The sequence below is a fragment of the Dactylosporangium aurantiacum genome, from assembly GCF_000716715.1.
Lineage (GTDB): Bacteria > Actinomycetota > Actinomycetes > Mycobacteriales > Micromonosporaceae > Dactylosporangium > Dactylosporangium aurantiacum.
Genome location: NZ_JNYJ01000032.1, coordinates 1 through 25,311, shown reverse-complemented (window position 1 = coordinate 25,311; position 25,311 = coordinate 1). Strand labels below are relative to the sequence as shown.

General features: G+C 69.0%; 30 protein-coding genes and 1 tRNA gene. 12 read left to right on the top strand and 19 right to left on the bottom strand.

Annotated features, from left to right (window positions below):
• Nucleotides 1-154 precede the first annotated feature (154 nt).
• The 4 genes from OP18_RS31395 (at nucleotide 155) to OP18_RS31380 (ending at nucleotide 3,030) form a co-directional block, all read left to right on the top strand.
• Complete coding sequence (locus OP18_RS31395) at nucleotides 155-1,111, top strand: GNAT family N-acetyltransferase (RefSeq protein WP_033362732.1); 957 nt, start codon at nucleotides 155-157, stop codon at nucleotides 1,109-1,111.
• A 20-nt stretch (nucleotides 1,112-1,131) separates the two neighbouring features.
• Complete coding sequence (locus tag OP18_RS31390) at nucleotides 1,132-1,701, top strand: hypothetical protein (RefSeq protein ID WP_033362731.1); 570 nt, start codon at nucleotides 1,132-1,134, stop codon at nucleotides 1,699-1,701.
• A 329-nt stretch (nucleotides 1,702-2,030) separates the two neighbouring features.
• Nucleotides 2,031-2,252 (top strand): hypothetical protein, encoded by a 222-nt coding sequence (locus OP18_RS31385; RefSeq protein WP_156089931.1) that lies wholly within the window; start codon nucleotides 2,031-2,033, stop codon nucleotides 2,250-2,252.
• 154 nt (nucleotides 2,253-2,406) lie between these two features.
• Nucleotides 2,407-3,030 (top strand): hypothetical protein, encoded by a 624-nt coding sequence (locus OP18_RS31380; RefSeq protein WP_156089930.1) that lies wholly within the window; start codon nucleotides 2,407-2,409, stop codon nucleotides 3,028-3,030.
• Here OP18_RS31380 and OP18_RS31375 read toward each other — a convergent pair.
• The 3 genes from OP18_RS31375 to OP18_RS31365 form a co-directional block, all read right to left on the bottom strand.
• Entirely contained in the window at nucleotides 3,002-4,318 is a 1,317-nt protein-coding gene (locus tag OP18_RS31375) for a reverse transcriptase family protein (protein ID WP_211273731.1), read from the bottom strand. The two genes, OP18_RS31380 and OP18_RS31375, sit on opposite strands and share 29 nt — an antisense overlap.
• 78 nt (nucleotides 4,319-4,396) lie before the next feature.
• Nucleotides 4,397-5,722 carry an NAD(P)/FAD-dependent oxidoreductase gene (locus OP18_RS31370; RefSeq protein WP_033362728.1) on the bottom strand — a complete coding sequence of 442 codons (1,326 nt, stop codon included), beginning with the start codon at nucleotides 5,720-5,722 and terminating at the stop codon, nucleotides 4,397-4,399.
• 97 nt (nucleotides 5,723-5,819) lie between these two features.
• Nucleotides 5,820-6,326 (bottom strand): mycothiol transferase, encoded by a 507-nt coding sequence (locus OP18_RS31365; protein ID WP_033362777.1) that lies wholly within the window; start codon nucleotides 6,324-6,326, stop codon nucleotides 5,820-5,822.
• 125 nt (nucleotides 6,327-6,451) lie between these two features.
• On the opposite strand from OP18_RS31365, the gene OP18_RS31360 reads away from it, so the two are divergent.
• On the top strand, nucleotides 6,452-6,808 hold the full coding sequence (locus OP18_RS31360) for a hypothetical protein (protein WP_033362727.1): 357 nt from the start codon (nucleotides 6,452-6,454) through the stop codon (nucleotides 6,806-6,808).
• Nucleotides 6,809-6,854: 46 nt separating this feature from the next.
• Here the strand turns inward: OP18_RS31360 and OP18_RS31355 are convergent, their stop codons facing one another.
• Nucleotides 6,855-7,730, bottom strand: coding sequence for a hypothetical protein (locus tag OP18_RS31355; protein ID WP_033362726.1), 876 nt, complete (start codon nucleotides 7,728-7,730; stop codon nucleotides 6,855-6,857).
• A gap of 15 nt (nucleotides 7,731-7,745) precedes the next feature.
• On the opposite strand from OP18_RS31355, the gene OP18_RS31350 reads away from it, so the two are divergent.
• Nucleotides 7,746-8,180, top strand: a complete 435-nt coding sequence (locus OP18_RS31350; RefSeq protein WP_033362725.1) for a GNAT family N-acetyltransferase — start codon at nucleotides 7,746-7,748, stop codon at nucleotides 8,178-8,180.
• Nucleotides 8,181-8,261: 81 nt separating this feature from the next.
• On the opposite strand, the gene OP18_RS31345 is transcribed toward OP18_RS31350, so the two are convergent.
• Entirely contained in the window at nucleotides 8,262-8,945 is a 684-nt protein-coding gene (locus OP18_RS31345; RefSeq protein ID WP_156089929.1) for a hypothetical protein, read from the bottom strand.
• Between the two features lie 137 nt (nucleotides 8,946-9,082).
• Here OP18_RS31345 and OP18_RS31340 point away from each other — a divergent pair, with 137 nt between their 5' ends.
• The 4 genes from OP18_RS31340 to OP18_RS31325 all read left to right on the top strand — a co-directional run bounded on the left by OP18_RS31340 (nucleotide 9,083) and on the right by OP18_RS31325 (nucleotide 11,970).
• Complete coding sequence (locus tag OP18_RS31340; protein WP_081971272.1) at nucleotides 9,083-10,198, top strand: sensor histidine kinase; 1,116 nt, start codon at nucleotides 9,083-9,085, stop codon at nucleotides 10,196-10,198.
• Nucleotides 10,195-10,827 carry a response regulator gene (locus OP18_RS31335; RefSeq protein WP_033362722.1) on the top strand — a complete coding sequence of 211 codons (633 nt, stop codon included), beginning with the start codon at nucleotides 10,195-10,197 and terminating at the stop codon, nucleotides 10,825-10,827. Before OP18_RS31340 ends, OP18_RS31335 begins: the two co-directional genes overlap by 4 nt.
• Before the next feature lie 97 nt (nucleotides 10,828-10,924).
• Nucleotides 10,925-10,996, top strand: a tRNA-Lys gene (locus tag OP18_RS31330).
• A gap of 230 nt (nucleotides 10,997-11,226) precedes the next feature.
• Nucleotides 11,227-11,970, top strand: coding sequence for a hypothetical protein (locus tag OP18_RS31325; RefSeq protein WP_033362721.1), 744 nt, complete (start codon nucleotides 11,227-11,229; stop codon nucleotides 11,968-11,970).
• 10 nt (nucleotides 11,971-11,980) lie between these two features.
• Here the strand turns inward: OP18_RS31325 and OP18_RS31320 are convergent, their stop codons facing one another.
• The 12 genes from OP18_RS31320 to OP18_RS31270 form a co-directional block, all read right to left on the bottom strand.
• Nucleotides 11,981-13,258 (bottom strand): tyrosine-type recombinase/integrase, encoded by a 1,278-nt coding sequence (locus OP18_RS31320; protein ID WP_033362720.1) that lies wholly within the window; start codon nucleotides 13,256-13,258, stop codon nucleotides 11,981-11,983.
• Nucleotides 13,258-13,458: an excisionase family DNA-binding protein gene (locus OP18_RS31315; RefSeq protein WP_033362719.1), complete on the bottom strand. Its 201-nt coding sequence runs from the start codon at nucleotides 13,456-13,458 to the stop codon at nucleotides 13,258-13,260. Before OP18_RS31315 ends, OP18_RS31320 begins: the two co-directional genes overlap by 1 nt.
• Entirely contained in the window at nucleotides 13,451-15,181 is a 1,731-nt protein-coding gene (locus tag OP18_RS31310; protein ID WP_033362718.1) for a replication initiator, read from the bottom strand. The genes OP18_RS31315 and OP18_RS31310 overlap by 8 nt, the downstream gene beginning before the upstream one ends.
• Entirely contained in the window at nucleotides 15,178-15,678 is a 501-nt protein-coding gene (locus tag OP18_RS59890; protein WP_052387612.1) for a hypothetical protein, read from the bottom strand. The genes OP18_RS31310 and OP18_RS59890 overlap by 4 nt, the downstream gene beginning before the upstream one ends.
• Nucleotides 15,678-15,836, bottom strand: coding sequence for a hypothetical protein (locus OP18_RS59215; protein WP_169788974.1), 159 nt, complete (start codon nucleotides 15,834-15,836; stop codon nucleotides 15,678-15,680). Before OP18_RS59215 ends, OP18_RS59890 begins: the two co-directional genes overlap by 1 nt.
• A gap of 15 nt (nucleotides 15,837-15,851) precedes the next feature.
• Nucleotides 15,852-16,094 (bottom strand): hypothetical protein, encoded by a 243-nt coding sequence (locus tag OP18_RS31300; RefSeq protein WP_033362717.1) that lies wholly within the window; start codon nucleotides 16,092-16,094, stop codon nucleotides 15,852-15,854.
• Nucleotides 16,091-17,686, bottom strand: a complete 1,596-nt coding sequence (locus OP18_RS31295) for an FtsK/SpoIIIE domain-containing protein (RefSeq protein ID WP_033362716.1) — start codon at nucleotides 17,684-17,686, stop codon at nucleotides 16,091-16,093. Before OP18_RS31295 ends, OP18_RS31300 begins: the two co-directional genes overlap by 4 nt.
• 309 nt (nucleotides 17,687-17,995) lie before the next feature.
• Nucleotides 17,996-18,385, bottom strand: coding sequence for a hypothetical protein (locus tag OP18_RS31290; RefSeq protein WP_033362715.1), 390 nt, complete (start codon nucleotides 18,383-18,385; stop codon nucleotides 17,996-17,998).
• Between the two features lie 130 nt (nucleotides 18,386-18,515).
• Nucleotides 18,516-19,244 (bottom strand): GntR family transcriptional regulator, encoded by a 729-nt coding sequence (locus OP18_RS31285; RefSeq protein WP_033362775.1) that lies wholly within the window; start codon nucleotides 19,242-19,244, stop codon nucleotides 18,516-18,518.
• Nucleotides 19,245-19,376: 132 nt separating this feature from the next.
• Nucleotides 19,377-19,754 (bottom strand): hypothetical protein, encoded by a 378-nt coding sequence (locus tag OP18_RS31280; protein WP_156089928.1) that lies wholly within the window; start codon nucleotides 19,752-19,754, stop codon nucleotides 19,377-19,379.
• A gap of 114 nt (nucleotides 19,755-19,868) precedes the next feature.
• On the bottom strand, nucleotides 19,869-20,102 hold the full coding sequence (locus OP18_RS31275) for a DUF397 domain-containing protein (protein WP_033362713.1): 234 nt from the start codon (nucleotides 20,100-20,102) through the stop codon (nucleotides 19,869-19,871).
• Nucleotides 20,093-20,389: a hypothetical protein gene (locus OP18_RS31270; RefSeq protein ID WP_156089927.1), complete on the bottom strand. Its 297-nt coding sequence runs from the start codon at nucleotides 20,387-20,389 to the stop codon at nucleotides 20,093-20,095. The genes OP18_RS31275 and OP18_RS31270 overlap by 10 nt, the downstream gene beginning before the upstream one ends.
• A gap of 348 nt (nucleotides 20,390-20,737) precedes the next feature.
• On the opposite strand from OP18_RS31270, the gene OP18_RS31265 reads away from it, so the two are divergent.
• Together OP18_RS31265 and OP18_RS31260 are read left to right on the top strand one after the other, a co-directional pair.
• Nucleotides 20,738-21,952: a helix-turn-helix domain-containing protein gene (locus OP18_RS31265; protein WP_033362711.1), complete on the top strand. Its 1,215-nt coding sequence runs from the start codon at nucleotides 20,738-20,740 to the stop codon at nucleotides 21,950-21,952.
• A gap of 33 nt (nucleotides 21,953-21,985) precedes the next feature.
• Complete coding sequence (locus tag OP18_RS31260; RefSeq protein ID WP_052387611.1) at nucleotides 21,986-22,666, top strand: YdcF family protein; 681 nt, start codon at nucleotides 21,986-21,988, stop codon at nucleotides 22,664-22,666.
• Between the two features lie 22 nt (nucleotides 22,667-22,688).
• On the opposite strand, the gene OP18_RS57790 is transcribed toward OP18_RS31260, so the two are convergent.
• Complete coding sequence (locus OP18_RS57790; RefSeq protein WP_162189863.1) at nucleotides 22,689-24,662, bottom strand: caspase family protein; 1,974 nt, start codon at nucleotides 24,660-24,662, stop codon at nucleotides 22,689-22,691.
• Nucleotides 24,643-25,029 (bottom strand): effector-associated constant component EACC1, encoded by a 387-nt coding sequence (locus OP18_RS57785; protein WP_483782923.1) that lies wholly within the window; start codon nucleotides 25,027-25,029, stop codon nucleotides 24,643-24,645. The genes OP18_RS57790 and OP18_RS57785 overlap by 20 nt, the downstream gene beginning before the upstream one ends.
• Nucleotides 25,030-25,311: the final 282 nt, after the last annotated feature.

The window sequence follows — 25,311 nt, the reverse complement described above, 5'->3', positions numbered from 1 at the left end:
ATGGTGAAGCGCTGGCGGGCGCTGGACTGAATCCCCCATGTTCCGCAAATATTGAACAGAACGCCCCATTGAAGTCAAGAATTTCGATCCCTGTAATGGTACTATTTGCCTGTTTCCCGGCGTGCTTGCGGAAACTTTTGACAGAAGGAGTTGGATGAGGTTCCGACCCGTCGCGCCGTTCGGGGCCGATCTGGACCGGGTGCTCGCCCTCACCTCGGTCGAGCCGGTCTGGTCGCTGCCCGCGGACCGGTACCGCGCGGAGGCAGCCGCCGGGCAGTACCGCTCCGAGTGGACGTGGATCGCCGAGGACGACGGCGGCCGCGTGCTCGCCCGTGCTCTGTGGTGGGGCCAGCGGGACAGCACGTTCCCGCTGGCGCTGGACTGCCTGCTCACCGCGGACGAGGTGCCCGCCGCCGAGCGGGCCGCCCTCGCCGCCGCGCTGCTGGACGCCGGCCACGCCGCCATCCAGGCACCCCACCCGCCGCTGTACAACCTGATGGGGCTGCCCCGCTCCTGGCGCACCGACCCGGCCGTCGCCGCCGGGGTCGCCTGGCGCCGGGAGGCCGCCCACCGGGCCGGCCTGACCAGCGAGGTGGAGCGGCTCCAGTACGAGTGGACCCCCGCCGCCGGCCTCCCCGCCGCCCCGTCACGGTTGGTGTTCACCCCCGAGCCGGACGACGAAACGTTCCTGGCCGCGATGGTCCGGGTCGCCGAGTCCACCCTCGACGCGCAGACCCAGGAGAGCCACGCGGCGCACGGCCCGGTCACCGCGGCCCGCGAGGCGCTCGCCTTCTACCGCGACCGCCCCGGCGAACGCGACTGGTGGCGGCTGGCGCACACCGCCGACGGCGCACTCGCCGGCCTCGCGATCCCGTCGGCGACCCCGTACCACCGCAACATCGGCTACCTCGGCGTCGTCCCGGAGCTGCGGGGCCGCGGCCACGTCTCCGAGATCCTGTCCTACCTGACCCGCTTCCACGCCGCCGCGGGCGCCGACCGCGTGACCGCCACCACCGACCTGGGCAACCACCCGATGGCCGCGGCCTTCGACCGGTGCGGCTACCACACCACGGAGGTCCGGCTGATCTTCTCCGCACCGCCCTCCGCCTGAGCCCTGCCACACTGGGCTTCGTGGCTGCCTACCTGCTTTCCTCGCCGCTGCCGGTGGACGAGGCGCGCGGCCGGCTGCACGACGGCCTCGCCGGGCGTTCGTTCGGCGCCGCCCTCGGCCCGGCCGGCGTCGTGCGGGGCGACCTCCGCGGTGACACCGTCAAGCTGGTCGCCATGCACGCCGGCCTCGGCTCCGGCTCCCCCACCGTCCTGCGCGGCCGGCTCACCGCCACGGCCACCGGCTGCCAGGTCCGCTACACCCTGACCTGGCCCCGCCACGTCCAACTCTTCGCCGGCGTCATCCTCGGCGCGCTCACCCTCGTCTTCCTGCTCGCGGCGGTCACGGCCGCTCGGCAGCTCGCCAAGGGCCACCTCGACGCCGCGGGGAACGCGGCGGTGGGCGCGGGCGCCGCACTGGGCCTGGCCGCCATGATGTTCGTGCTGGCAGCCGTCGTGCGCGTGCTGAGCCGCGACCAGGTCGCCCTGCTGCACTCCTGGCTGGCGGACCGCCTCCACCCCCAGCCTTCGGGACCTCGGGCGCCGTCACCCGCTCCGGCACGAGACGGGCGGCGGCGAGGTGAATGCCCCTGATCGAGGACATCCGGCATCAGGGCATCGTCAAGCCGCAGCAGCTCCGCGGCACCCCGGGCCGGGACCTGGTCGCGGCGCATCGATCAGCTGGCGGCTGATCATGTAGCAGCGGACCCTCCAAGAGCCGTCTTCCCGGCAGCGGGCACGATGCCGAGGGCCTCGTCGACGCGGCCCGGACGCCGAGCACGCGGGGGCAGGCGACCCTCTCAGAGCTACGGGCCGCGACCGCGCACACAAGCGCAGACCTGGTCCCATCCGAGGGCAGCGACCTGTTCCTCAGCGAACAGCGTCAAGCGGTCGTGGCCTGCGCCCAGGACACCGGCGACTTGATGAAAGCGCTGATCCGCTTCGGGGTGACGGACGCATTCCAGGCTCCGGCCGCGGCGCTGTTCAGACGTCTACCACGGGACTGGGACGAGGCATGGCTGGTTGGCACCATGCCTCCGGATGACGTGCGTCAGGTGTCGGCATTGTTCGCTGAGGCCCCGCTTGACCGCTGGGTCGAGGAACATCGTGTCGCGCTCGACGCCGAGATCGTGGAGTTGGGGTGACCCGTCCGGGTGGCTACGGGGCTGAGGGGGTGTGGGTGGAGCGCGGCTTCCCCGCCGGGGAGCGCGGCGGAGCCGTGCGCGGACAACCGGTGGTGCACCCGGCGCCACCGTGCGATGTACTCGTCGGGACCGGTACCCACAGGTGGAGGCGTCGATGACGGACACGCCCCTGGCGCGGCTGTGCGCGCATCGTGGGGTCGCGCTGCCCGGCGACGGTCAGCTGCTCGCCCTCGCCCCGGTCCTGCGGATGCGACCCGCCGACCTGCTGGCCATCGCCGGCGGTTCCGTACCAGCCGAGTTCGTCCCCGCCGACCCTGACGCGAAGGACGTCGTCGAGTCGCTGTTGCGCAACCAGCTGCACCGCGCGGACCTCACCGCCGTCCGGGACCACGCTCTGGCCCTCCCGGCGGCCGGCGGGCCGGACGACCTGCCGCCGCTGGAGCCGGTGACGTTCGGAGGCGTGTTCAGCCGGCTGATGCAGCTGCGGAACCTCACCGTCAAGGGCATGGCGTACGCGACCGGATCGGCCATGAGCACGGTGGCCAAGGCCCGGGGCGGCGGCGTGCTGAGCCGGGAGCGGTACGAGCTCATGGCCGCGCTGCTGTGCCTGCGGGCCGATGACGTCGAGGCGATGGTCGCCCGGGAGACGCCGGGACCGCCGCCGGGTGACTGGGTGCGCGATCAGATACCGGGCCTGCGGGCCGTCGGTGCGCTGCTCCTCGCGCTCGCGCCGCTGCGGGCGGAGCAGATCAGGGCGGTGTCGCGGTTCGCCGGTTGATGCCGGCCGCCCGTAGCAGGCCGTGCAGGCGCGCCGCCCGGGTCGGGTGCCCGTGTGCCGCCCACGCCACCAGGCCGGTGAGGTGGGCGGCGAAGTCCGGGTGGCCGTCGCGGTTCGCGGCGTCGAGGCCGTCGCGGGCGGCGTGGTGCAGGACCGCGCGGAGCCGGTCGTAGTCGGCGCGCGGGACCGCCGGACGGTCGTTGACCACGAGGCCCGCGAGCCGTTGCTGGTCGCCGCGGCCGCGGACCCGGGTCTTCGCCGGGTTGACCCGGAACCCCTCCTCGGCGGCGACCGCGGTCACGGCCGCGACCAGCCGCGCCGGCTGCCGCAGCGGGCCGGAGAACGCGAGGTCGTCGGCGTAGCGGCTGTACGTGGCGCCGAACCGGGCGGCGAGGCCGGCCAGCCGCCGGTCCAGCCGGAACGTGACCAGGTTCGCCAGGGCGGGCGACGTCGGCGCGCCCTGCGGCAGGTGCGGCGTGCGGTGCTCGACGCGGCGCGACACGGCGTGCGGCGTGGCGGTGGTGCACAGCGCGGTCAGGGCGTGCGCGACCGGCTCCGGGTAGCCGGCGGTGCGCCACAGCCCGTACACGCGGCCGGCGGTGACGCTGGAGAAGTAGCCGCGCAGGTCGATCCGGACCACGGTCACCTGCCCGGCGTGCGGGGCCGCGAACGTGTGCACCGACCGCCCGGGGACGAACCCGTGCGCAAACGGGTGCACCGGCAACGGCCCGAGCAGCTCGTCCAGCACGCGGCGCTGCAGCGCCTTGAGCCGGGATTTGGGCGCCTCGATGAGCCTGTCGCCGATCCAGGTGTACGCGTAGTGCCGCACCCTCGGGTCCGGGTGCCTGCGGTTGAGCCCGCGACGGTCGGCGAACCAGTCCAGCTCGTCCGGGGTCACGGCCAGGAATTCCGCGAGCGCGGCCAGGTCGTCGACGCGCGGGGAGTCCCACCGCTGCCGGACGGTGCGGGTCGCGGTCGCCCGGCGCACGCGGATCGGCTGGCGCCCCGGCGCGCTGATCAGCTCGGCCAGCTCGCGGGGCCGGTCGGCGGGTGCCTCCCGGTAGGCGCGCAGGACGGCGGTGACGACCGGGCCGAGCCACCGCGGCCGGCGGCCCAGCACCTCCCGGCCCACCTCGAGCAGCGGCCCGCGCGCCCAGTCGACGGTCAGGAACGCGTCGGCGAGCGCGCCGGCGACGGCGCGGGCAGCGTGCCCCGACGAATCCCGGTCGTGCCTGCGCAGAGTCGCGCGAAGCGCGGAGGCGCGCCGGCGATGTGCTGCCGTGCTCAATCCTGCGTCCCCGGGGTTACCCCGGAGCGACCATCGCTGGTCTGCTCGGGACACGCTGCCACCCGGTCACGATAGCCGTCACGGCAGGTGCTGCCGGTACTCCTGCAGCGCGCGTCGGGCGAACACCTGCTGGAAGGTGGCGACCCGCTCCGAGCGGCCGCGGCCGATGAAGCTGACGAACCAGTGCAGGACCGCGGTGACCCGGTTCTTGAAGCCGACCAGGTACAGCAGGTGCACGGCGAGCCACATGAGCCAGCCGATGACGCCGGAGAAGTGCAGCTTGCCGACGCTCGCCACCGCCGAGAAGCGGGAGATCGTCGCCATGCTGCCCTTGTCGAAGTACTTGAACGGCTGCCCCGTCGGCTGCCCGGCGAGCCGCTGCTTGATCTGCCCGGCGGCGTGCCGGCCGCTCTGGATCGCGACCTGCGCGACGCCCGGCAGCCGGTCGAGCGACATCATGTCGCCGATGGCGAAGATCTCCGGGTGGCCCGGGACGGTGCAGTCGGGGTTGACCTCCAGCCGCCCGGCGCGGTCGGTGCTCGCGCCCGTCGCCTTCGCCAGCTGCGTCGACAGCGACGGCGCCGCGACGCCCGCGGCCCAGATCTTCGTCATCGACTCGATGCGCTGGTGACCGTTGCGGGTCTCGACCTCGATGCCGGTCTCGTCGACGTCGACCACCTTCGTGCCCAGCTCGACCTCGACGCCCATGGTGTGCAGCTGGCGCAGCGCCTTCGTCGACAGGTGGTCGCCGAAGCTGGACAGCACCGTGTCGAGCGCGTCGATCAGGATGATGCGCGCCTGCTTGGGGTCGATGTTGCGGTACTGCCCGGGCAGGTGCCGGTGCGCCAGCTCGGCGATCTGGCCGGCCATCTCGACCCCCGTGGGGCCCGCGCCGACCACGACGAACGTCAGCCACCGCTCGATCGCGGCCGGGTCGGTCTCCAGCTCCGCCAGCTCGAACGCGCCGAAGATCCGCCCGCGCAGCTCCAGCGCGTCGTCGATGCTCTTCATGCCCGGCGCGTGCTCGGCGAACCGGTCGTTGCCGAAGTACGACTGCGACGCGCCGGCGGCGACGATCAGCGAGTCGTACTCCACGGTGTAGGAGGCGCCGGGCGCGACCGCGGTGACGGTCCTCGCCTCCGGGTCGACCTCGGTGACCGTGCCCAGCAGCACCTTCGCGTTCTTCTGCCGCTTGAGGATCTCCCGGATCGGCGGTGCGATCTCCCCTTCGGACAGGATGCCCGTCGCCACCTGGTAGAGCAGCGGCTGGAACAGGTGGTGGGCGGTGCCGTTGATGAGGGTCACCTCGACCGGCGCGTTCTTCAGCGCCTTCGTCGCGAACAACCCGCCGAACCCGGCGCCGACGACCACGACGCGATGACGTCCTTGTGCACGCTCGTCCATCTAAGTCTCCCGATCAGGGTGTGGATCGTGCAGATCAAGTACACCACCGGATCGCGCCGCCGGCCGTGTGTCGTCCATGACGTTTCCGCCGATGACGTCAGGGAATGAGTCCCCGTACATATGCCGCCTGTCCGGCGTGCTGCGTGTCGTCGTCCAGGACGCTGACCAGCCGCACCCCGAGCGTCACCGGCGGGTCCCAGGCCTCGTCGACGACCCGGTCCAGGTCCTGCTCCGTGAGCGTCGCGAGCCACTCGACCGTGCGCGCCGACACCGCCTCGAAGTACCCGATGAGCGCCTCGGGGCCGTCCGGCCGCACCGCCTGGACCTGCGCCGCGGTGTGCCCGTAGCCGGTGTTGTCCGGGTCCGGGTCCAGCCCGAAGCGCCCCGCCCAGTCGCCGGTCACCCACAGCTGCTCGGCGCCGTCGATCAGCTCCGCGACGTGCCCGTCCTGGACCCGCGTGAGGTGCCAGACCAGCCAGCCGACCGTGTTCGCGCCGGGCGCCGGGGCCCAGGTCAGCTGCTGCGCGCTGAGCCCTTCGACCGCGCCCCGCACCAGATCCGGCAGCCGCCCGAAGCCTTCGACCAGCAGTTCGCCCACCCGCATCGGCACTTCTCCTCGTGGCACGTTTTCGGGATTTGACCCTCCTGCGGGGTCCGTAGTGTTCAGCACATCGCAAGAACGCACCGCACACCACATAAAACCTAGCTTTCACAACAAGGGGAACTGACATGAGCGAGTACGGCGACTTCTCGATGGGCGAGCAGCACGAGGCCCTGGACGAGCTGCACCAGGTCGACGCGGGCCAGGAGAACTACGACTCGCAGTTCGGCGTGTTCCAGCAGGACCACGCGGCCGCCGAGTCGACGTCCTTCGACCAGGGCCACAGCGTCGAGTTCACCGGCGCGGACGGCTCGCACTACGCCGAGCAGGACTTCACCTCCTACGACCACTCGGCCGCCGAGACCGACAGCGTGTTCGCCGCCGAGGGCTCCGAGTCCTACGACGCCAGCCAGTTCCACGAGCTGGAGGCGCTGCAGGCGCGCTTCGACGCCGGGTTCGCCGAGGGCACGTACGCCTCGAACTGAGCTTGAAAGCCAAGGGGGCCCTCCGGGGCCCCTTTTCGTCGTTCGGTCAGAACTTCGCCGGGATGATCGCGGCGAGCGCGCTCACCACGAACGGGCTGATGATCACCAGCCCGGAGCGCAGCTCACCGAACGTCGTCTGGTCGATGCCGAGCAGCTTCTCCAGCCGCGAGCGCTCCTCCGCCTTGTCGACCAGGTCGTCGAGGGCCACGTCCGTCAGCGGGAAGTGCCGGTCCACGAACAGCGCGCAGCGCCGGCGCAGGGTGGTGCTCGCCGGGACGTACATGACGCCGACGACGAACGACGCGACCGCGCCGGAGAACAGCACCGCCGCCTTCGGCAGCTCCGCGCCCCAGCCGGTCGCGGCCCCGTTGACCAGCGTGACGAGCAGCACGAGGAGCCCGAGCTGGTTGAGCAGCCGGCTCACCAGCCTGCGCAGGCTGAGCAGCGTGTTGAGCTGCTGCCCGGGCGAGCCGTCGATCCTGCGCCGCGCCACCCGCTGTACCGCACCCAACGTCGCCGCCGACGGCAGCGCCCCGCAGATCGCGATCGTGGACAACGCCAGCCCGCGGCTGGTGAGCCCCTGCTCACCCAGCACGAACGGGGTGGCCGCCACCAGCCCGATCGCCACCGCCACCGACGCGAGCACCAGGTGCAGCACGTGGAAGAGCCGGACCCGGTGCACCGTGCCGAGGTCCCGCCACCGCGCCGCCCCGAACCCGAACGCCTCGCCGCTGGCCGCCCCGAGCACCGCCGCCAGCACCGCGAACAGCACCCATCGCGGCTCGTGCCCGTGCTGCGGGCTGGTCCACGCGATCCACGTGCCGAGCACCGCCCCGAGCAGCATCGCCAGCAGCCGGAGCTCCCCGGTGATCGTCTCCTCGGCATCCTCCGTCACCGCCACGCCGGACAGCTTCTCATCCACCGCTATGGTCGGACCATGATCCCCGTGGCCAAGCTCTCCCCCGAGGACCGTCCCGCCTGGGAGGTCCTGTTCACGGGCTACAACACGTTCTACGAGCGGGTCCTGCCCGCCGACCGCTTCGACACCGCGTGGTCCGGCTTCCAGGACGACACCCGCATCCACGCGTTCGGTGCCAAGCTCGACGGCGAACTGGTCGGCATCGCCCACTTCCTCACCCATGCCAGCACCACCACGGACGACGTCTGCTACCTGCAGGACCTGTTCACCGCACCGTCGGCGCGGGGCAAGGGCGTGGCGTCGGCGCTGATCGCCGCGGTCGCCGACTGGGCCCGTGCCCGGCGCTGCAACCGCGTGTACTGGTCGACGCACGAGAGCAACGCGACCGCCCGGCGCCTGTACGACCAGGTCGGCGTCAACCGCGGCTTCATCCTGTACCAGATCCCGCTCTGATACGCGTCCGCCGCCCTGCGCGACGCGGCGCAGGGCGGCGGTCCCGTCCCGGTCAGGCCGGCCCGGCCCAGGCCCCGGCGCTCACCGGCCGTCCCGCAGCCAGTGCCAGGCCAACGCGCCGACCCACAGCTCGTAGCCCAGCGTGCTCAGCGCCAGCAGCGGGAACATCGCCCCGGACACGACGGTCGCGCTGCCGAACAGGCTGAGCAGGATGAGCACGCCCGCCGAGCGGACCAGCCACGGAGCGGTGCCGGTGGCGCGCAGGCCCAGCGCGATCGCGCCGATGAAGAACACCCGGGCGAACACCGAGAACGCCAGGCTGAACGGCGCCACGGAGTCCCAGCCGGCGAGGATGCGCAGATCGGTGCCGGCGGCCGCGGTCTCCAGGGCGACCTCGTGCAGCATGGCGGCCATCGGCCAGATCAGTGCGAGGAGGATGCCCGACCCGACCGCGACGGTGGCGAGGACGCCGCTGCTGTCGGCCCGGCGCAGCCGCGCCCAGACGGCGCCGAGGAAGCCCAGCAGCAGCGACCCGGCGGCCATGAAGACGAAGTTGCCGACGCGGTACAGCTCGGCCGCCTCCTGCACGCCCTGCCCGCGCTCCAGGGCGGGGTCGGACGGCGAGCCCGCGTGCGGCAGGACGAAGACCGCCATCGCGATCATCACGAGCAGCTGGCAGACGGTGAAGGCGAGCCCGAAGCGGGTGCTGTTGCGCACCGGCCCGGCGGTGATGTCGGCGGCGGGCAGCGTCACGGACGAAGTCATCGAGGTTCCTCTCAACGGTGATGGGTGTGAGCAACGTACGGACGCGGGCACCTGGGCGGCATCGACCCGCGGGCGGCTTCGCAGCTCAGCCCGTGGGATGAGGCGGCGCGTGACGGCGGTGTCCTACGCTCGCCGTCGTGAACGCGTGGGTGGCCCGGCTACGGGTGGCACGGTCGGACGCCGTCCTGGCCGCCGTGCTGACCGCGGTCGCGCTCGCCCAGACGCTCGCGTTCCCGATCGCCCACCGGGGCATCGGCGAGCTCTACGTGCTCGGGTCGATCGTGCCGCTGGCCTGGCGCCGGCGGTACCCGCTGGAGTCCGCCGCCGTGTCGAGCGCGTTCTGGCTCATCCCGCTCGACGGCTATCCCGTGCTGGGATTCGTCGCCGTCGTGCTGCAGTTCTTCGCCGTCGGCGCCTACGGCGCACCGCGCGCCGCCGTGTGGGCGGTCACCGCGTGGGGCTGTGTCGCCGGGGCCGCCGGCACGCTGCTCGGCCCGGAGCTGCCGGTGGCCGTGATCGGCGCGGTGCTGTCCGTCGTGGCGCCGGTGGCGGCCGGGCAGCTCGTCGCCCACCAGCGCCAGCAGCACCGGGTACTGCTGCAGCTGGCCGCCGAGCTGGAGGCCGAGAAGCGCAAGGTACGCGAGGCCGCGGTCAGCGAGGAGCGGGCCCGGATCGCCCAGGAGCTGCACGACGTCCTCGGCCACGAGCTGACCCTCATCGCCGTGCAGGCCGAGGCGGCGGCCGCGGCGCTGCGGCTCGCCCCGGACCGGGCCGCCGCACCCGTCGAGGCGATCCGCGAGACCTCGCACCGGACCCTGCGCCAGATCCGCTCGGCCCTCGACGTCGTGGCACCGCCGACCGACCCGACCGACGCGACCGCCGAAGGCCTCGCCGAGCTGGCCCGCCGGGCGGACGCGGCCGGGGTGGCCAACTCCCTGTCCCTCACCGGCGTGCCGCGGCCGGGCGAGACCCCGGTCTGGCTGGCGGTGCACCGCATCGTGCGGGAGTGCCTGACCAACGCCGGCCGGCACGCCCCCGGCCGCCCGGTCACCGTCGGCGTGCACTGGGCGCCGGACACCGTCACCGTCACCGCGGCCAACCCGGTGGACGGCGGCCGGGCGCAGCCGGTGCCGGGCCGCGGCCTGCTCGGCATGCGCCACCGGGCCGAGCTGCTCGGCGGCACGTTCACCGCTTTCATCCGCGACGGCGCGTTCGAGGTACAGGTGCAGCTGCCCGCCGGTGGCTCGCGATGACCCGCGTCCTGGTCGTCGACGACCACGCCCTGGTGCGGCAGGGCCTGCGGCTGATGCTCGAACTGGCCGGGTTCGACGTGACAGAGGCGGGCGACGGCGCCGCCGCGGTCACGGCCGTCGACGAGCAGCCGCCCGACGTCGTCCTCATGGACCTGCGCATGCCGGTGCTGGACGGCGTCGAGGCGACCCGGCGCATCGCCGCCCGCACCCGGGTCATCGCGCTCACCACGTTCGACGCCGACGAGCACGTCGTCAACGCCCTGCGCGCCGGCGCCGTCGGTTTCCTGCTCAAGGACGTGACGTCGGAGAGCCTCGCCGACGCGGTCCGCCGCGCGGCGGCCGGCGAGCCGGTCATGGCGCCGAGCGTGCTGGCCCGGCTGATGGACCACTTCGCGGCCCGCCCACCCCGGCCACCGGCACCACCCGCCGGCGTCGCGGACCTCAGCGAGCGGGAGCTGGAGGTCCTGACCCGCATCGGCGCCGGCCTGTCGAACGCCGAGATCGCCGCCGACCTGTTCATCAGCATGGCCACCGTGAAGACCCACGTCCGGCACATCCTGGCCAAGCTCGACGTCCGCGACCGCGCCCAGGCGATCGTCGTCGCCCACGAGGCCGGCCTGCGCGGTTGATTCCTCTAGGGCCCTTACCCGGCTTTACCTGCGAGAATGCTGGGGATCGAGTATCGCGTGGAACGGCTGACCGCGCACAGGTACCCTGTCAAGGCGCGGGCTGCTAGCTCAATGGCAGAGCTGCGGACTTTTAATCCGTAGGTTCAGGGTTCGAGTCCCTGGCGGCCCACACGAAGTGCAGGTCAGAGCCGGTGCGACGAGCGCCGGCTCTGCCGTTTGAGGCCTCGTACAGCAGCAAAGTACAGCAGCAGGCCGCCGCGTCCTGTCGCATGATCCGACTGACAGGCGGCGCGGGGTTGTCCGGCTCGAAACCCGTTCGCGCGAGCACACCGGACAATGAACAATTCATCTATGCCTCCTGTGAGTCGCCGAGACCGAGATCGTCTCCGTCGCGAGACCGTGGAGCGCATCCACATCCTCAAGGACGCCGGCGAGGAGTACGAGCGCCGCAAGGCTGCGGCGACTTCGCCCGAGGAACGCGACACCCTGATGAGGGAGTTCGCGGAGTTTCGTACTCGGCACCGCGAGGAGGACATCCGTCGCGGTAAGCGACTGCCTGGGTTTCACCTTCAGACTCAGCAGATCATGTGGGCGCGTTGGATCGAGATTGCTGCTTCGCATGAGCGCGATGCGATGAAAGCACTGGATGCGGCACGCGCTGGTGAGCCGCAACTGGCCGAAGAGTTGCGGCAGTCTCTTGTGGCGATTACGGCAGCTGCATGCGCTGTCGAAGCGCTCTATGAGGACGTCAAATACCTGATTGACGATCGGCGCCGCATCGACGATGCGGCCGAACGCATCACGGATTGCTTGAGCGAGGCGTTCGGCCTTCCTCGGACCGAGCACGATCAGCTGCTCGACAACCTGACGTGGCTCTTCGAACGACGTAACGAAGGGCTGCATCCGTACAGCGAAATGGCGCCGACCGAAGTCCACCCTGCTGGCCTCAACACTAGTGCTGAGATGGCTCATTTCAACGGTCAGGAGAGCCGGAAGGCTCTGGTGGTCGCCCTTGGCGCGCTGGAGTTGGCCGCCAACCCTCCGTCGCCAGCCAACAGACGTGTCGAGCGCTGGATAGACGATCGCCGTACCTACCACGAGCAGGTTGTCGACCCGATTCGGAGCACCATTACTGGTCATTGACCTGACCGAGCTAACCAAGACTTGCGCCGAGACGCTTCAAGGCGTCCCGGGTCTTCTTCGATGAGACCTGCGTGTAGATCTCCATCGTGATCGAAAACTTTGCGTGACGCAGGATTTGCATCGCCACCCTCGGGTGAACGTCCAGATCCGCCAGCAGCGAGCCGCATGTCCGTCGAGCATCTCGGACAGTGATACGCGGAACGCCAGCTGCGAGGCATCGCCGGTCCCAGTAGCGGTTGAAGTTCCTCGGCTCGATCGGCGTGCCGAACCGCGTCGTGAAGAGCAGGCTCAGACCGTGCCAGAGCGGGCCGGCCTCTGCGCTGTCGCGTTCGGTGTCGAGGTGGCGTTGCCGAACGGCTACGGCGCAGATCGGTGGAAGTGGGAGGCCGGCGTCGGACGTCGGAGTCTTCGTCTCGCGGTGAAGCAGCTCCGTGCCGATGCGCTGGAGTTGCCGATCGATTTGGAGCGTGACGTCGTACTCGGCGACGCAGTCCACGCAGAAGGTCTCTCGGTGTTCCTTGCAACGCCTGTCCCAGCCCGCCCAGTCGATCGCATCATCGGTCAAGCCCAGCATCTCGCCCTTGCGGAGGCCGAGCACGAGGACCAGGACGTACGCGGCGTACAGCGGGTCGCCGTCAGCGCGAGCCGACTCCAGGAACTTCCGTGCATCGTCCGTGTCCCATGACTTGCGCCGGGCAGCACGCTGCACCGGTAGCCGCAGGTGCTTCGCCACGTTGCGCGAGGCGGTCTCCTCTACCATCGCCTGGCCGAGCATCGACCGGAGTGTCCGACGGATGTGGCCGAGCGTCGAAGGGGACAGCGTCGACTTGCAGCAGCGGCGGACCGCGCAGCAGCGGCGTTTGCCCTTCGGCCGGCGCTCGTCGCGGCCCTGGGCGCAGCACTGGCAGGTCCGGGCGACCTCGTTGATCCAGGTCTGTGCGTCGCGGGCCGGGAGGTTCAGCTTCTTCTTGCCGAGGCCCGGGACGATGTACAGGCGGCACGCCACCTCGTACGCGACGTACGTCCCCGGCGACAGGTTGGGCTTGACGATCTCCTCCAGCCAGTACGCGGCGTACGAGGCGATCGTCGGGGTCTTCGTGGCGACCGGACCTTTCGCGGCCTCCGCGTGGAGCTTGACCCACTTCTCGTGGACGTCTTCGCGGGTCTTGCCGTAGACGTACTTGCGGGTGCGCTTGCCGTCGGGCTTCGTCACCCACACGTACGCGGCGAAGCCGTTGCGGTGCGGGTAGATCGAGCCCTCTCCGTTGGCGCGGGCACGGGCGGGCATCAGGCGGCCTCCTGCCGTTCGACCTGTTCGCGGATGTAGTCGTCGACCCATTCCGGCAGGACGCGCCGGTACTTGCCGTCCTTCACCGACCGCAGCTCACCCGTTGCGATCTTCATCTTGACCTTGGACAACCCGAACCCCAGCAGGAGCGCCACCTGCGCCGGCGACAGCCATTTAGGAGCGAACGGACGGTCATCCACGCTGCACTTCCTCCCCGTTGTTGTGCGTTGCCGAAAGAACTCCGTCGTACTGGGCAGCCCGATCGCGGGCAGCGTTGAGCGCGTTGCGCCACTGCATGCGTTGCGCCAGTGCGCGCAGGAGGCGATGCCGCATCGGCGGCATGTCCGGGTCGTTCGGTTTCGCCAGCTCCCACGCCACTGGTGCCGGTGTTCCGTCGTCGGATTCGGTGACCGGGACCTGGTCGACGCCGCCCGAGACGCCGAGGAGTGCCTTGACCCAGGCGCGGGCGTCGTGGCGATGGTCGGCAAGGGTCTTGCCGGACCAGTCGCGGGACACGAGGATGCGCCGGCCGCCGATGCCGAGCGTGGCGCGTTGGTGGACCTTGCCTTTGCAGTTGCCGGGGCGGAGCTTGCCGTGCGCCTTCTTCGGTTGGATGCCGTAGAGGAGCCAGTTCGCGCAGCGTTCCGAGCAGGGCGTGACCCGCAGTTCTTGCCAGAGCCGTTCGAGGTGCGCCCGTTGCCGGTCGGTGGTGACGATGTGGCAGTCGGCGGCGGACTTGGTGATGTACTTCGTGATGTAGCCGACCGTGCGGTCGATGTCCTTGCTGTCGGCCGCGACCCCGCGGGCGTCGACGTGCTTGCCGAACCGGATCACGTGCGCCGGTTCCGCGTCGGGGTCGGCGTCGATCGCGTCGAGCGCCTCGTCCCACGTCTGCAGCGGCAGGCCGTCCGCGTCGCACCAGACCTCGGCGTCTGCGTCCCAGACCGGCCGGCAGGTGGGCGCGTCCACGCGAGGCCACCAGACCTGGTGGTAGGTGGCCGCCGCGACCTCGCGCAGGACGGTGCGCGGGATGGTGCCGCGGATCGCGAAGTGAGCGTGCGGGGCGAGGCGGCGTTGTGGCTCGACGCAGCCGGCGTACTGGACGTTCCAGCCGACGCAGCGGCGCAGGTTCTGCCAGAACCGGTCCAGCAGCCGAGGGAACGTGATCGCGTCCCAGGCCGCGCGCCGGTAGTCGTAGCGGGACGGGTCCAGCGGCGAGCCGTCCTCCCGTACGGGGCCATACGAGTCGAGGGTCATCGTCAGCCACATCGACGGCCGGTGCTCGGTGCCGTCCGGGGCGGTGTAGACGCGGCCGACCGTACGCGGCTGCACCTTCTGCCGCGGAAGTGCCGGGGCGTCCTGGCGACGGCGGGTCGAGCGCTGCCGCTTCGGTTCCTCGTGCTTGCTGTGCGCCGGCGCCACCGTGCCGCGGAGGCCTTCCGCTGCGATGGCCTCTTCCACTTCGCGGATCGCTTCGTCGACCTCGCCGACCTCGTCCCACTTCGACTCCCGGACCGCCTGATCCCGGAAGTACTCGAGGTGCGCCCGAAGGCTGATCAGCGACCGCTGCTCCTCCGTGGCCGGGTTCGGTGCCGGGGCGGGTTCGTCGGCGCGGTGCCAGCCCTCCCGGATCTGCGTCTTGCGCAGCCTGCGAGCCCGCTTCGCGCAGGGCACGCACTTGTCCTCGCGGGTGGCGCCGCACGGGACGTCGATGATCTCCGTTTGGCCGGTCGCGAGGTCGGTGCGGCGCAGGCCGATCGGGCGGAGGCAGACGCCGTACTCGGTGGCCATGTCCTTGACGACGTCTGCGGCGAGGGGCATCAGCATGCGGGCGGCGCGGGAGCCGGGGCGTGGCCCGGCCTCTGGTTCGAGGCCGGGCAGCGCTTCGGTGGTGACGGTCAAGGTTGTCTGGGTCTCCTTCATCGGATGACACCGGAGGGGATGACGCCGTTCGCGCGGGCGAGCGGCGTCGGGATGTGCTCGACCGGCCTGGCCGGCTCGACGGGCGCCGGGCCGGGCAGCTTCACGGGCGCCGGGGCGATGGTGGTCGGTTTGGTGGAGAGGACGAGCTTCACGAGCGCCATGAACGCCAGCGCCGGTACCGCGGCGAGGAGGCCACCGGAGAAGCCCGGCTTGGCGACCGCGAGCTGAGCGGCCAGGGACAGCGTCACCGCGGACAGCAGGACGGCGAACGGGTACACCACCGACTCCCCGGTCCGGCGGCGGCGCCGGATGACCAATGCGCAGGCGATCGGGACGAGCTCGGAGATGACGGCGTTCGCCCAGCCGAACCAGTCCGGGGTGCCGGCGGGTGAGTTGGTCATCGTCCAGTCGTGGACGTGGGCGAGCGAGGCCGCGCCGGCCACGGCCGCGACGACGAGCAGGATCAGCACCAGGACGACGTTTTCGGCGTGCCGCATCAGAACCGGTCCTCAGCGTCGAGCCGTGCGTGGAGCCGCCGGGCGGTGTTGACGATGTCGGCCTGGTCGTCGGTGCAGTACGGGCAGGGCAGGTGCGTCGAGCGGTGGGAGAGGTCGAGGCAGCCGCGCCGGTTGGGGCGAGGACGTCGGGTTCGCATGGTCGGGTCCTCTCGTTATCGGCAGGCGGGGTTGATGGGGACGCGGACCCAGTCCGGCGGTTGGCCGGTGGAGGCGACCGCTTCGGACAGGCACCGCCACAGCGCCCACGCTTCGGCGGGCGTGAGGTACATCCGCCGGCGGCCCGCACCGACGGCGAGGTAGAGGTCTTCGCCGTCGGTGACCCGGACGGTCACGGCGGACGAGCCGGCCGTGATGTGGGGTGCGCGGAGCCGGTAGAACCGGCGGTCGTCGGTCATGCCGGGTCCTCGTCGAGCAGGCCGGCGAGACTGTCGGGCAGCAGCGGTCCGGCCGTGTGCTTCTGCTTGTTGGTGTGGCGTCCCTGCCGCGGGATCGGCGCCGGTTTCGGCTTCACGACCTCGGGTGCGGCGTAGGCAACCGCCATGTCGCGGATCTCGTCGTCAGTGACGTACGCGAACCGGACCCGCTCCGGTTCCGGCCGGTCGTCGAGGACGACGTACCCGATGCCCCGCATGGACGGCCGCGCCGAGAGCTGGTCGCACAGCGCGCCGCGTGCCCGGGAGCCTTGCCCGAGGACGAGGTCGACGTGGTTGGGTTCGTTGAGCCGCAGCGCGATCCGGGTCGGGAAGAAGTCGCGCAGCTCGACGACCTCCTTGCGCGGGTCCTGCGTCGCGCCGACGACCAGCACGCCGAGGCCGGCGCCCTGCGTGAGCAGCATGGCGAGCGCGGCCTTGGCCCTGGTACGAAGGTCGACGTCCTGCAGCAGCGCGACGAGCGCGAGGATCTCGTCGACCATCAGCACGTAGAGCGGTTCGTCGAGGGTGGGCGTGTGCGCGCGGGTCTTGCCCTGCATGCGGGCCTGCCGCTCCCGCATCACCGCAACGAGTTCCTCCAGCATGGCGACCATCGGCGGGACGGTGGCGTACTCGTACCGGCTGAACAACTGCCGGCCAAGGGACAGCTCCACACCGCCCTTGGGGTCGATGCCCCACAGCCGCACCAGCCCGGAGCGGATCGCCGGGGCGAGCGCGCGGATCAGCGACCACTGCACCGAGCCCTTGCCCGCCCTGGTCGCGCCGACGATCAGGACGTGGGTTGCCAGCAGGCGCAGCACGTACCGGACGAGATCCTCACGCAGCCCGAGCGGCAGCGCCTCCAGGTCAGTGGTCTCCGGGACGTCGAACGCCGGGACGGTGCGGCGCAGCGGGTCGCGGCGGACGAACACGAGCCAGACCACCCGCGGACGGTCCCGGTAGCGGACCCGGTCAACCAGCCGCAGCAGCCACGCCCACCGGCCGCGCCGAGTCGGCGGCATGTCTCGCCGGCCTGAGTAGACCCGGCAGATCCGCGCGCCGAACGAGTACGCCAGGTTCGCCGCCGCCGCGTGGTAGTCGTCGGGGTTCTGCCCGCGCGGCATCCGCAGCACCACCTCATCGGTGGCGTACGTGCAGCGCACCCGCAGCAGCCGCGGGACGTTGAGCTTGCCGTCGAAGCGTTCCGCCAGGCGGCAGACGGTCATGGCCTCGCGCCAGTGCAGCTGGTACACGAACAGCCGCTGCCACCACGAGAGCGCCGGCAGCACGACGAACCGCTCGCACCACGGCCGCCACTGCCACCACCAGACGCCGACCGTGGCACCGGCGACCCCAGCGACCAAGGCCAGGACCTCCCAGCCGTGCCGGTGCCATAGCCACACCGCCAGCGCGGCGAGGGTGACGGAGGTGCGGTTGCGCCACAGGACCGGCATCAGCCGGACCGTGGCCTTCGCGACCTGCCACAGCAGGTACGGCACGACAAACCACATGACCAACCACCACGGCATCGGCAGCGACAGCCGGCGGAAGTTGACCAGCGGGACGTTTGTCTTCAAGGTTCGACCCTCCCCAGAGACGCTGCTCAACCAGCCACCGCCAGGCACGCGAACCGACCACGGGCATCGCGGCGGAACGCGAGGAGCTGGAACGGCATGCCGGCGAACAGGCGTGTGAATCGACCGCGCGCATCGCGCGCAACAGGCATGAGCAGCTGTGTCTGGCCGGGGCAGGGTTGGCTTCTTTTGCGCGGCCAACCCGATCTGGGCATGATGAAACCCGCCTTCCACACCTCAGCAATGGGCTTGGTTGGCAGCGGGCGGTCCGGCTTCCTACGGCATACAGACCGCCCCGCGCTGTCTTCCTTGTCAGGCGGCCTTCCGCGCCTGAGCCGACGAGCGGAAGCCCGTCGCGCGGTACGAGTACGCGAGCCGACCGGTCGGACCGACGTACGGCGTGACCGTCATCCCCTCGAACTCCACCGGCGCGAACGGCGCACCGTTGGCCGGGACCGGCTGCACCGGGGCGGAGATCTTCACCGCCACCTCCCGCGACCGGCCGGCGAGGTCGGGGTCCATGTCCACGACCCGGACCGTCCACACCCGCGCGCCGGTCAGCTTGTCCAGCGCGGGCGTACGGGCCTTGGTCACCTCGTTGTAGTCCTGCGCCTCGACGATCGAGTCCGGCACCAGCACGCAGCCAGCAGGGAAAACGTCCTCGAACCGGATCGAGAACCGACTACCACCCTTGAGCGCCACAACACTTCCTCTCAGACAACCACTTAACTTGTTATGTGCAACTCAAGTGTAGCGACGGAACCTAGCTTGTTAAGTGTTCGGACTGAGAAACTTGTGGATGGCTCGCATTCGAGTAATGCGAGCCATCCACCTAAGCAATCGAGAACGAGTCCTCGAACTCATGGCGGGCCGGCGGCACCGCGATGTCCAGCGCGAAGGCTGGCCTGCCTCCCCGGGCGTACACGGCGAACAGCGCCGTGAGCAGCCAGCCGTTCGGGTCGATGTCCAGCAGGTCAGCCTCTTCCTCCGTGGCCGGCCGTGCCGAGATCCGCTCGGTGACATGATCGAAGTGCATGCCCTTGCGGGTCGCCAGATGCTGGAGGACGCCTTCAGCGAGCGGCGTCGTCGAGCCGATGCCGGTGCCTTTGGCGAGATCGAGCGGCACGTACACCGTCCCCAACTCAACCGGACCCAGCCCATCGACGCTGACCAGCCGACGACGGACCACGACCAGCTCGCCCTCGTCCAGATCCAGCGCCGACGACGCTCGCGCCGGAGCGGGCAGCTCGCCAACGTCGAGGATCCGCAGCCGGCCCTCAGCCTCACTGGCGAGCAGCGACGCCGCATGCGCCGGCAACGACCGCGGCTCAGCTGGCTTCGACCGCACGAAACGGCCTTTGCCCTGCTGCGTGTCGATCCAGCCGGCCTGCCTGAGGATCTCCAACGACCGCACGACCGTGGGCCGTGACGTGTCGAACTCGTTCATGAGCGCGGTCTCGCTGGGCAGCATCTCGCCGGACGCATACGTGCCGTCCTCAATGCGCGCCTGGAGCGCGTTGACGATGGTTATGTACTTGGGAGGTCTGTACTCGATCGGCACGGAGACCCACCATTCGAAGACGACAACATAGCTTGTCAAGACCTTAACTGTGTGAGCGCCGCGCTGTCGATCCTTCGGAAGGACGAGCGCGGCGCGGTGAAGCCTCGACACCATACGATGCCGAGGCCCTGATCAGTTCGTGTTTGCTGCGCGCAGAGCGTCAGCGTGCCTTCGCCACAGCGTTTCCATCGCGCTCTCGTACGTGCGTGCATCCGCCTCGTCGAGGTCGGGACCGCTGGCCTCGACCGCTTCGACGTAGTCGCAGGTGTACGCGTACAGCGCCGCTCTCAGATCCGCGCCGTAGCTTCGCTGCTGCGTCGCGCCGAGCGCTTCCCAGCCGCGGGCCGCGTCGTCGATGACGAGCCGCCGGTCTTCCTGGTCGGTGAGCCGGTTGCCCCGGTTGCCGAGCACCCGATCGTTGCCGTCGACCTGTTGCACGCGGCCGACGAGGGGCAGGAGCGCGATGGCGATCTCCAGCCGGAGCGCGTCACCGCGAAGGTCGTCTTGCACGATCGTGCTGCGCCGCCCTTCCACGTGTTCCGGGTGTCGCCCGGAGGTGTCACGATGGGTGGCGGTCCCTCGGTGATACCAGCATCGAGGGGCCGCCTCCACGCCATCACGCTGCTACTGGGTCCGGTTGAACTCGCCGCCCTGCGCGCCCGCGACGAACGCGTTCCACTCGTCCGGCGTGAACGCCAGCACCGCGCCGTCCGGGCTTTTGGAGTCCCGTACCGCGACGAGCGGGCCGTCGAGGCCGGTCACTTCGACGCAGTTGTCGGAGTACGGACCGCTCTTGCTGCTCTTGACCCAGCTCGCGGCGGCCAGGTCGACGGTCACGCCGTCCTTGGTCACCTGCATGGTTCCTCCTTGTTCTCTTGCGCCAGCTCCTTGTCGGCCGGCGTCTGCTGGGCGGCCATCAGTTCCCGAAGCTTCGACGCGTACGCCAATGCCTCGTCACTGAGCCGTTCGGCTGCCCGGATCGCGGTGTCCCATGCGCCGCCAAACCCGAAGTCGATGACCACGGTCACGTCGTCGTCTTTGAGCACGAGGACCGGGTCGCCGTCCTCGTCGACCGCGCCCCAGCACCGCAGCGTTCGGACATCCAGGTCGAGGTCCGGCTGTGGCGCCACCGGCACTGTCGCCACGCGGAACGTCGTAGCTCTCATTCGGTCGCCTCCGTCTCCTGGCCAGAGCCGTCCTGATCCAGAGCCGGAACGCCGCCGCAGTCGACGCACGGCCGCACCGCGTACACCACACCGTCCTCGGCCATCGTCAGTGACCCCCGTCGACTGACCAGCTTCACCCCGCGCCCCTCACACGAACGGCACGTCGAAGTCGAAGCGCGGTGAACCGTCACGTGCCACCGCCGCTGGCACCCTGGACCAAGACCGCCCGAAACATAGATGAAGCGTCTACCCATCCACGCCCTTCACCCCGGAAAATTGTTCCGGGGTCAACTCGGAGGGTGGTGCGACGCTAACCGCATGCGTGGGATGACGAACACCTTGACCATCGGCGAACGGGTCGCCTGGTACCGCCGCCGGCGCGGCATGTCGCAAGAGGTCCTCGCTGGTCTTGTCGACCGCACCGAGGACTGGCTGAGCAAGGTGGAGAACAACCGCATCCAGCTCGACCGGCTCTCCGTCATTAAATCCCTCGCCGACGTGCTCGACGTCGCCCTCGCCGACCTGGTCGCCGAACCATCCCTCGTCTCCTGGACCAGCGACAGCGGCATGCGCACCGTCCCCGCTCTCCGCGCCGCCCTCATGGACTACCGCAAGGTGACGCCGTTCGGCACGGGTTCGTCGGTGGAGCCACCGCCGATCGACGTTCTGCAGCAGGAGCTGAAGACGCTCTGGGACGCCTACCAGGACGCGCGGTTCGGGTACGTGACCGGCCGCCTGCCGAGCCTCATCGCCCACGCCGAAGCCGCAGTAAGCGCGATGTCTGGTGACGCGCTCGACGACGCGCGACGGGTGCTCGGCCTCGCGTACCAGCTGGCCGCCGTGCAGCTGACGAAGATCGGCGAAGCAGACCTGTCCTGGATCGCCGCCGACCGAGGTCTCGGCGCCGCCCGAGCCGCCGGCGACGTGGTGCTGACCGGGACGCTGCTGCGCTCCGTCGCTCACGCGCTCCAGGCGACGGGCCGCTACCGCGAGGCCGTGCAGCTCACCAACGACGCGGCGAACTACCTGGAGCCGCACCTGTCCAACGCGACGCCCGAGCTGCTGTCGGTGTACGGGACGCTGTTCCTCGCCGGCTCGATCGCAGCCGCCCGTGCCAACGACGCCATCGCCACCCGCACGTTCCTGACAGCCGCCGATGAGGCTGCCCAGCGTCTCGGCCATGACGCGAATCACCTGTGGACCGCGTTTGGCCCGACCAATGTCGCCATCCACCGCGTCGCCACCGCCGCCGAGCTCGGCGACATCCAGGTCGCCGTGGACCTCGGCCCGCGCGTCGACACATCTGGCCTGCCGATGGAACGCCGCGTACGCCACTCACTCGAAGTGGCCCGCGCCCTCAGCGCCTGGAACCGAGCCGACGAAGCCCTCGACACCGTCCTCGCCGCCGAGAAGATGGCCCCCGAACAGGTCCGCTACCACGTCCTGAGCCGCCAGCTGGTTCTCTCCTGGATCCGCCACCAGCGTACGAAGCCCTCAACGGTGCTGGTCGACCTGGCCCGCCGGCTCGACGTCATGGACTGAGCGCGCCAGCCCGTCCCCGCCTACTGTGTTGGCGTGACGCATGCCGACCAGAGCACCCCGGCGACCACCATCCCCGCCGAACACCGCGCCGACGTCGAAACCCTGTGGGACTACCACAACATGCACCACGAACTACGCCCCTGCGACATCGGCATCGGCCTCGGCAGCCACGACCTGGGCGTCGCCATCATCGCCACCGACCTCTACCACCGCGGCTACTTCCCCCGCATCGTCTTCACCGGCGCCAACGCCCCAACCACGATTGACCGCTTCCCCCGCGGCGAAGCAGTCCACTATGCCGAATACGCCATCGAGCACGGCGTTCCCGACAACGCAGTGTTGGTTGAACCTAACGCCGCCAACACACAGCAGAACTTCGAACTGACCCGCAAGCTGCTCGACGAACGCGGAGCCCGCGTGCAATCGGCAATAGTCATGTCCAGGCCATACCAGCAGCGTCGAGCGTACGCGACTGCCAAAAAGATCTGGCCCGACTTAGACGTAGTGTGTGCGTCTCGGCCTTTGTGTTTGGATGACTATGTGCGGAGCATCGGAAGTCCTACCAAGGTGATCGATATGATAGTTGGCGATACGCAGCGAATCGACGTCTACGCGGTCCGAGGTTTCGCCGTCGCGCAGGAAATGCCAAGTTCGGTTCGCGCTGCATTGAACAATCTAGTTAAGGCCGGCTATACGAGTCGCCTGATAAGCTAAGCGGCCGAAGCGGCATCCAAATTCAATCCGCTCCCAGTGTCGATGCGTCTAGAACCGAGCGGGCACGAGATGATCCGTAAGACAATAGATTTCCCATGATTCGCAGATCAATCAAGTGTGCATCTGTCGCCAAGAAGTGGCCAACCTCATCCCCTCCGGCCTCCGGTGTAGAGAGACGAGTTTCGCTGCTGGAGGCATCGCGGACCACCGTCGTGTAAGCCCCCGTATTACTGCGACGCTTTGTTTTCGACTTTTCGGGCGGCGAAACGACCAGCATGAGCCCAGCAACTACCGCTCCGTCGTTAAGGCGGCCACGCCAAACATCTAGGTTCCGCGATACGCGCTCTATGTCCTGCTTGCCAGCTTCGAAGAGTGCGCCATCGCAGCGGAGATCAGACGAGGCGTTGTTCATCCGGTGGTAGCTGCCGGGGCCCCACGGAAGCAAATATACCATTACAATCTTGGTACCGCAGATAACTGCGTAACTTGGTCCAATCTGACGGTCTGGAGCATCAATCTGCTCCCCAAAATCGAATCCGCTGCTAGGTGAGACTCCGGAGCGAGAAGCAGCTAGTGAGAATCTGGCCGGGATTTCAATGAATCGAGCAGAAGGAAGATGGGCTAAATGGTCAAAAATTGGAAGGTCCGAAGGCCGTCCAAACCAGCGAGAGTTGCGGATGGCGTTCGTTAGTGGAGTTGCTTCAATCCGCATTTGCATGATGGAGTCGGGGTCCAGTTCCCGTTCGACGGCCCGTCTCTGCATATCATCTTCTGTTTCTGCTCCCATAGCGATACAGAAGATTGCCGCAATGGAGAAGGCGACAACCTCGATTGCGGAGAGAGTCATGAGCGCCCAATGGTCTGACATGCCGCTGGAGATCGACAGCCAGATGTAACCTGCCGTTGTACCAAGCGCGAGAACGCTCCCAGCAATTTTTCGTTTCCTCGAAAACCATGCCGTTGCTACCGTGACGCAGGCCGCTATTGCACTTAAAGAGAGGGCCGTAGAGGGTTTGCCAAACCCGTCAATCCAGGCGATAAACAAAGAAAGAAAGAGGGCAATTGTGGTGGAAGCGAAAGCGGCGCAGCCCGCCTCTCCGGTCGTCGTGCGCTCTGGCGGGTTTACGAAAGTCAGCTCGGCCGAAGTATCGATACCGTCGAGCCATGAGCCACTGGAAGCCTGCCGTGTACGCGACGGTTCATCGCGACGAGACCGAGGACCTGGCGAACTGTGATGCGATGTGGCTCGACTGTCGAACGCAGGATTCTTCGTGAGTGCAAGGCTGCCAATCGTTTGGAATCCGACTTGTAAAGGACTCGGTAGTCCCTTAGCGCTCAACGAGGCGCGAACGACCGGGTACAGATCCGAGCTCAATCTAATCAGCTCTGGCCCGCCCTGAATTCCCTGGCGCAACGTGGAAATTAGCTCACCGGAAAACGCGGTAAACTCTGCCCCTTTTGGCGCTACCGAGAGTCGATTGCCGTCAGAAGAGGTTAGTGTGTACGTTCCCTCGATATGGACCTGCCCCGCAACGGCGCCATCGCGGTCAGACATGAATGAGTCAATTGCGCGGCCACTGTAACAGCAATCTAAAATGACGACGCGGCGCTCTGCGGGACACTCTGCCAAGATTTCCCGAACGGCCTCAAACGTAAATGCCGTATGCCGGAGGTCGCTTGGGTCTGTCTCTTTGAGTGCCAGAAACAGCTCACCCTTAGAGCTTACAAGGCCATGCCCAGAAAAATATATGATGAGAGTATCTAGCGCGGATGAGGCGGTTTCCCTGATCTGCCTGTAAAGGTCCACTGGATTTGCCGGATTGCGAACTACTTCGCAATTCTTGTGTGCAAGATGTCCATGAAGGGGATCGGTAAATATTGCGGCGAGAGCGGTTATATTATTCGTTACCGCAGGAATGTTTATCAGCTTCCGGGAAGAGTAAGTAGAAGATCCGATCAATATCGCTCGTGAGCGGTCACGATGTGGCAGCGTCACCGCGATCTCCGCTCCTATCCTCGATTTCAGTACGGGAAATCTCTAAGACGCGATTGACGACCTCCTCCGGATTTGCAAGGCGCTTGCCTGAAAGGCTGACCACACGGCCCTGTGCGTTTGTAATTGTCACCTCAACATCAGAGTGGCGGTTCTGAAACCAAACGGGAAGAACCCGTACAAGCACCGGCGCCACGGCCGCTGTGACCGCAAGAACAATCTCCAGTGGTGCTCCCATGGCCTGCTCATCGTTGCTGGCTGCGGATTCCACGCGGAGCCGGCAGCCTCTCAGCTCCGTTTCGCGGCGCAGCCAGTCATAGAGGGAGCGCACTTCAGCCCCTGATCCACTTACTCCGATTCTAAGATCCACAGATTCTCGCCGTCGTGTTGAAGTTGGTCTGCGTCGATTGCATCGACTCGCCGCATCATTGCAGCATCGTGCGTCTGGCGTGAAGAGGGTTGCCTCGATCGATGCGGCTTGTGCGCCAATAGTGTCGACTCGGACCGGCCAGAGGACAGGCGCTGGTGTCTGGCGCTGGTCGTTGCCGAATCTGGCTGTACTAGATCAAGGCGCCTTCGGCGCAGCCCGGACGTGGTCGCCCGGCTCGGCGTGCAAGCGGCGCCCGGCGCAAGCGCCGGCGCCGTAAGCCCG

Excerpts from the sequence above, each read along its gene's own strand:
- OP18_RS59215 (WP_169788974.1), bottom strand. The coding sequence starts at position 15,836 with ATGCGAACCCGACGTCCTCGCCCCAACCGGCGCGGCTGCCTCGACCTC.
- OP18_RS31345 (WP_156089929.1), bottom strand. The coding sequence starts at position 8,945 with ATGACTTCGTCCGTGACGCTGCCCGCCGCCGACATCACCGCCGGGCCG.
- OP18_RS31310 (WP_033362718.1), bottom strand. The coding sequence starts at position 15,181 with ATGAAGGAGACCCAGACAACCTTGACCGTCACCACCGAAGCGCTGCCC.
- OP18_RS31360 (WP_033362727.1), top strand. The coding sequence starts at position 6,452 with ATGAGCGAGTACGGCGACTTCTCGATGGGCGAGCAGCACGAGGCCCTG.
- OP18_RS31320 (WP_033362720.1), bottom strand. The coding sequence starts at position 13,258 with ATGCCCGCCCGTGCCCGCGCCAACGGAGAGGGCTCGATCTACCCGCAC.
- OP18_RS31365 (WP_033362777.1), bottom strand. The coding sequence starts at position 6,326 with ATGCGGGTGGGCGAACTGCTGGTCGAAGGCTTCGGGCGGCTGCCGGAT.
- OP18_RS59890 (WP_052387612.1), bottom strand. The coding sequence starts at position 15,678 with ATGCGGCACGCCGAAAACGTCGTCCTGGTGCTGATCCTGCTCGTCGTC.
- OP18_RS31350 (WP_033362725.1), top strand. The coding sequence starts at position 7,746 with ATGATCCCCGTGGCCAAGCTCTCCCCCGAGGACCGTCCCGCCTGGGAG.
- OP18_RS31275 (WP_033362713.1), bottom strand. The coding sequence starts at position 20,102 with ATGCAGGTGACCAAGGACGGCGTGACCGTCGACCTGGCCGCCGCGAGC.
- OP18_RS31385 (WP_156089931.1), top strand. The coding sequence starts at position 2,031 with ATGAAAGCGCTGATCCGCTTCGGGGTGACGGACGCATTCCAGGCTCCG.
- OP18_RS31300 (WP_033362717.1), bottom strand. The coding sequence starts at position 16,094 with ATGACCGACGACCGCCGGTTCTACCGGCTCCGCGCACCCCACATCACG.
- OP18_RS31395 (WP_033362732.1), top strand. The coding sequence starts at position 155 with ATGAGGTTCCGACCCGTCGCGCCGTTCGGGGCCGATCTGGACCGGGTG.
- OP18_RS31335 (WP_033362722.1), top strand. The coding sequence starts at position 10,195 with ATGACCCGCGTCCTGGTCGTCGACGACCACGCCCTGGTGCGGCAGGGC.
- OP18_RS31265 (WP_033362711.1), top strand. The coding sequence starts at position 20,738 with ATGACGAACACCTTGACCATCGGCGAACGGGTCGCCTGGTACCGCCGC.
- OP18_RS31380 (WP_156089930.1), top strand. The coding sequence starts at position 2,407 with ATGACGGACACGCCCCTGGCGCGGCTGTGCGCGCATCGTGGGGTCGCG.
- OP18_RS31370 (WP_033362728.1), bottom strand. The coding sequence starts at position 5,722 with ATGGACGAGCGTGCACAAGGACGTCATCGCGTCGTGGTCGTCGGCGCC.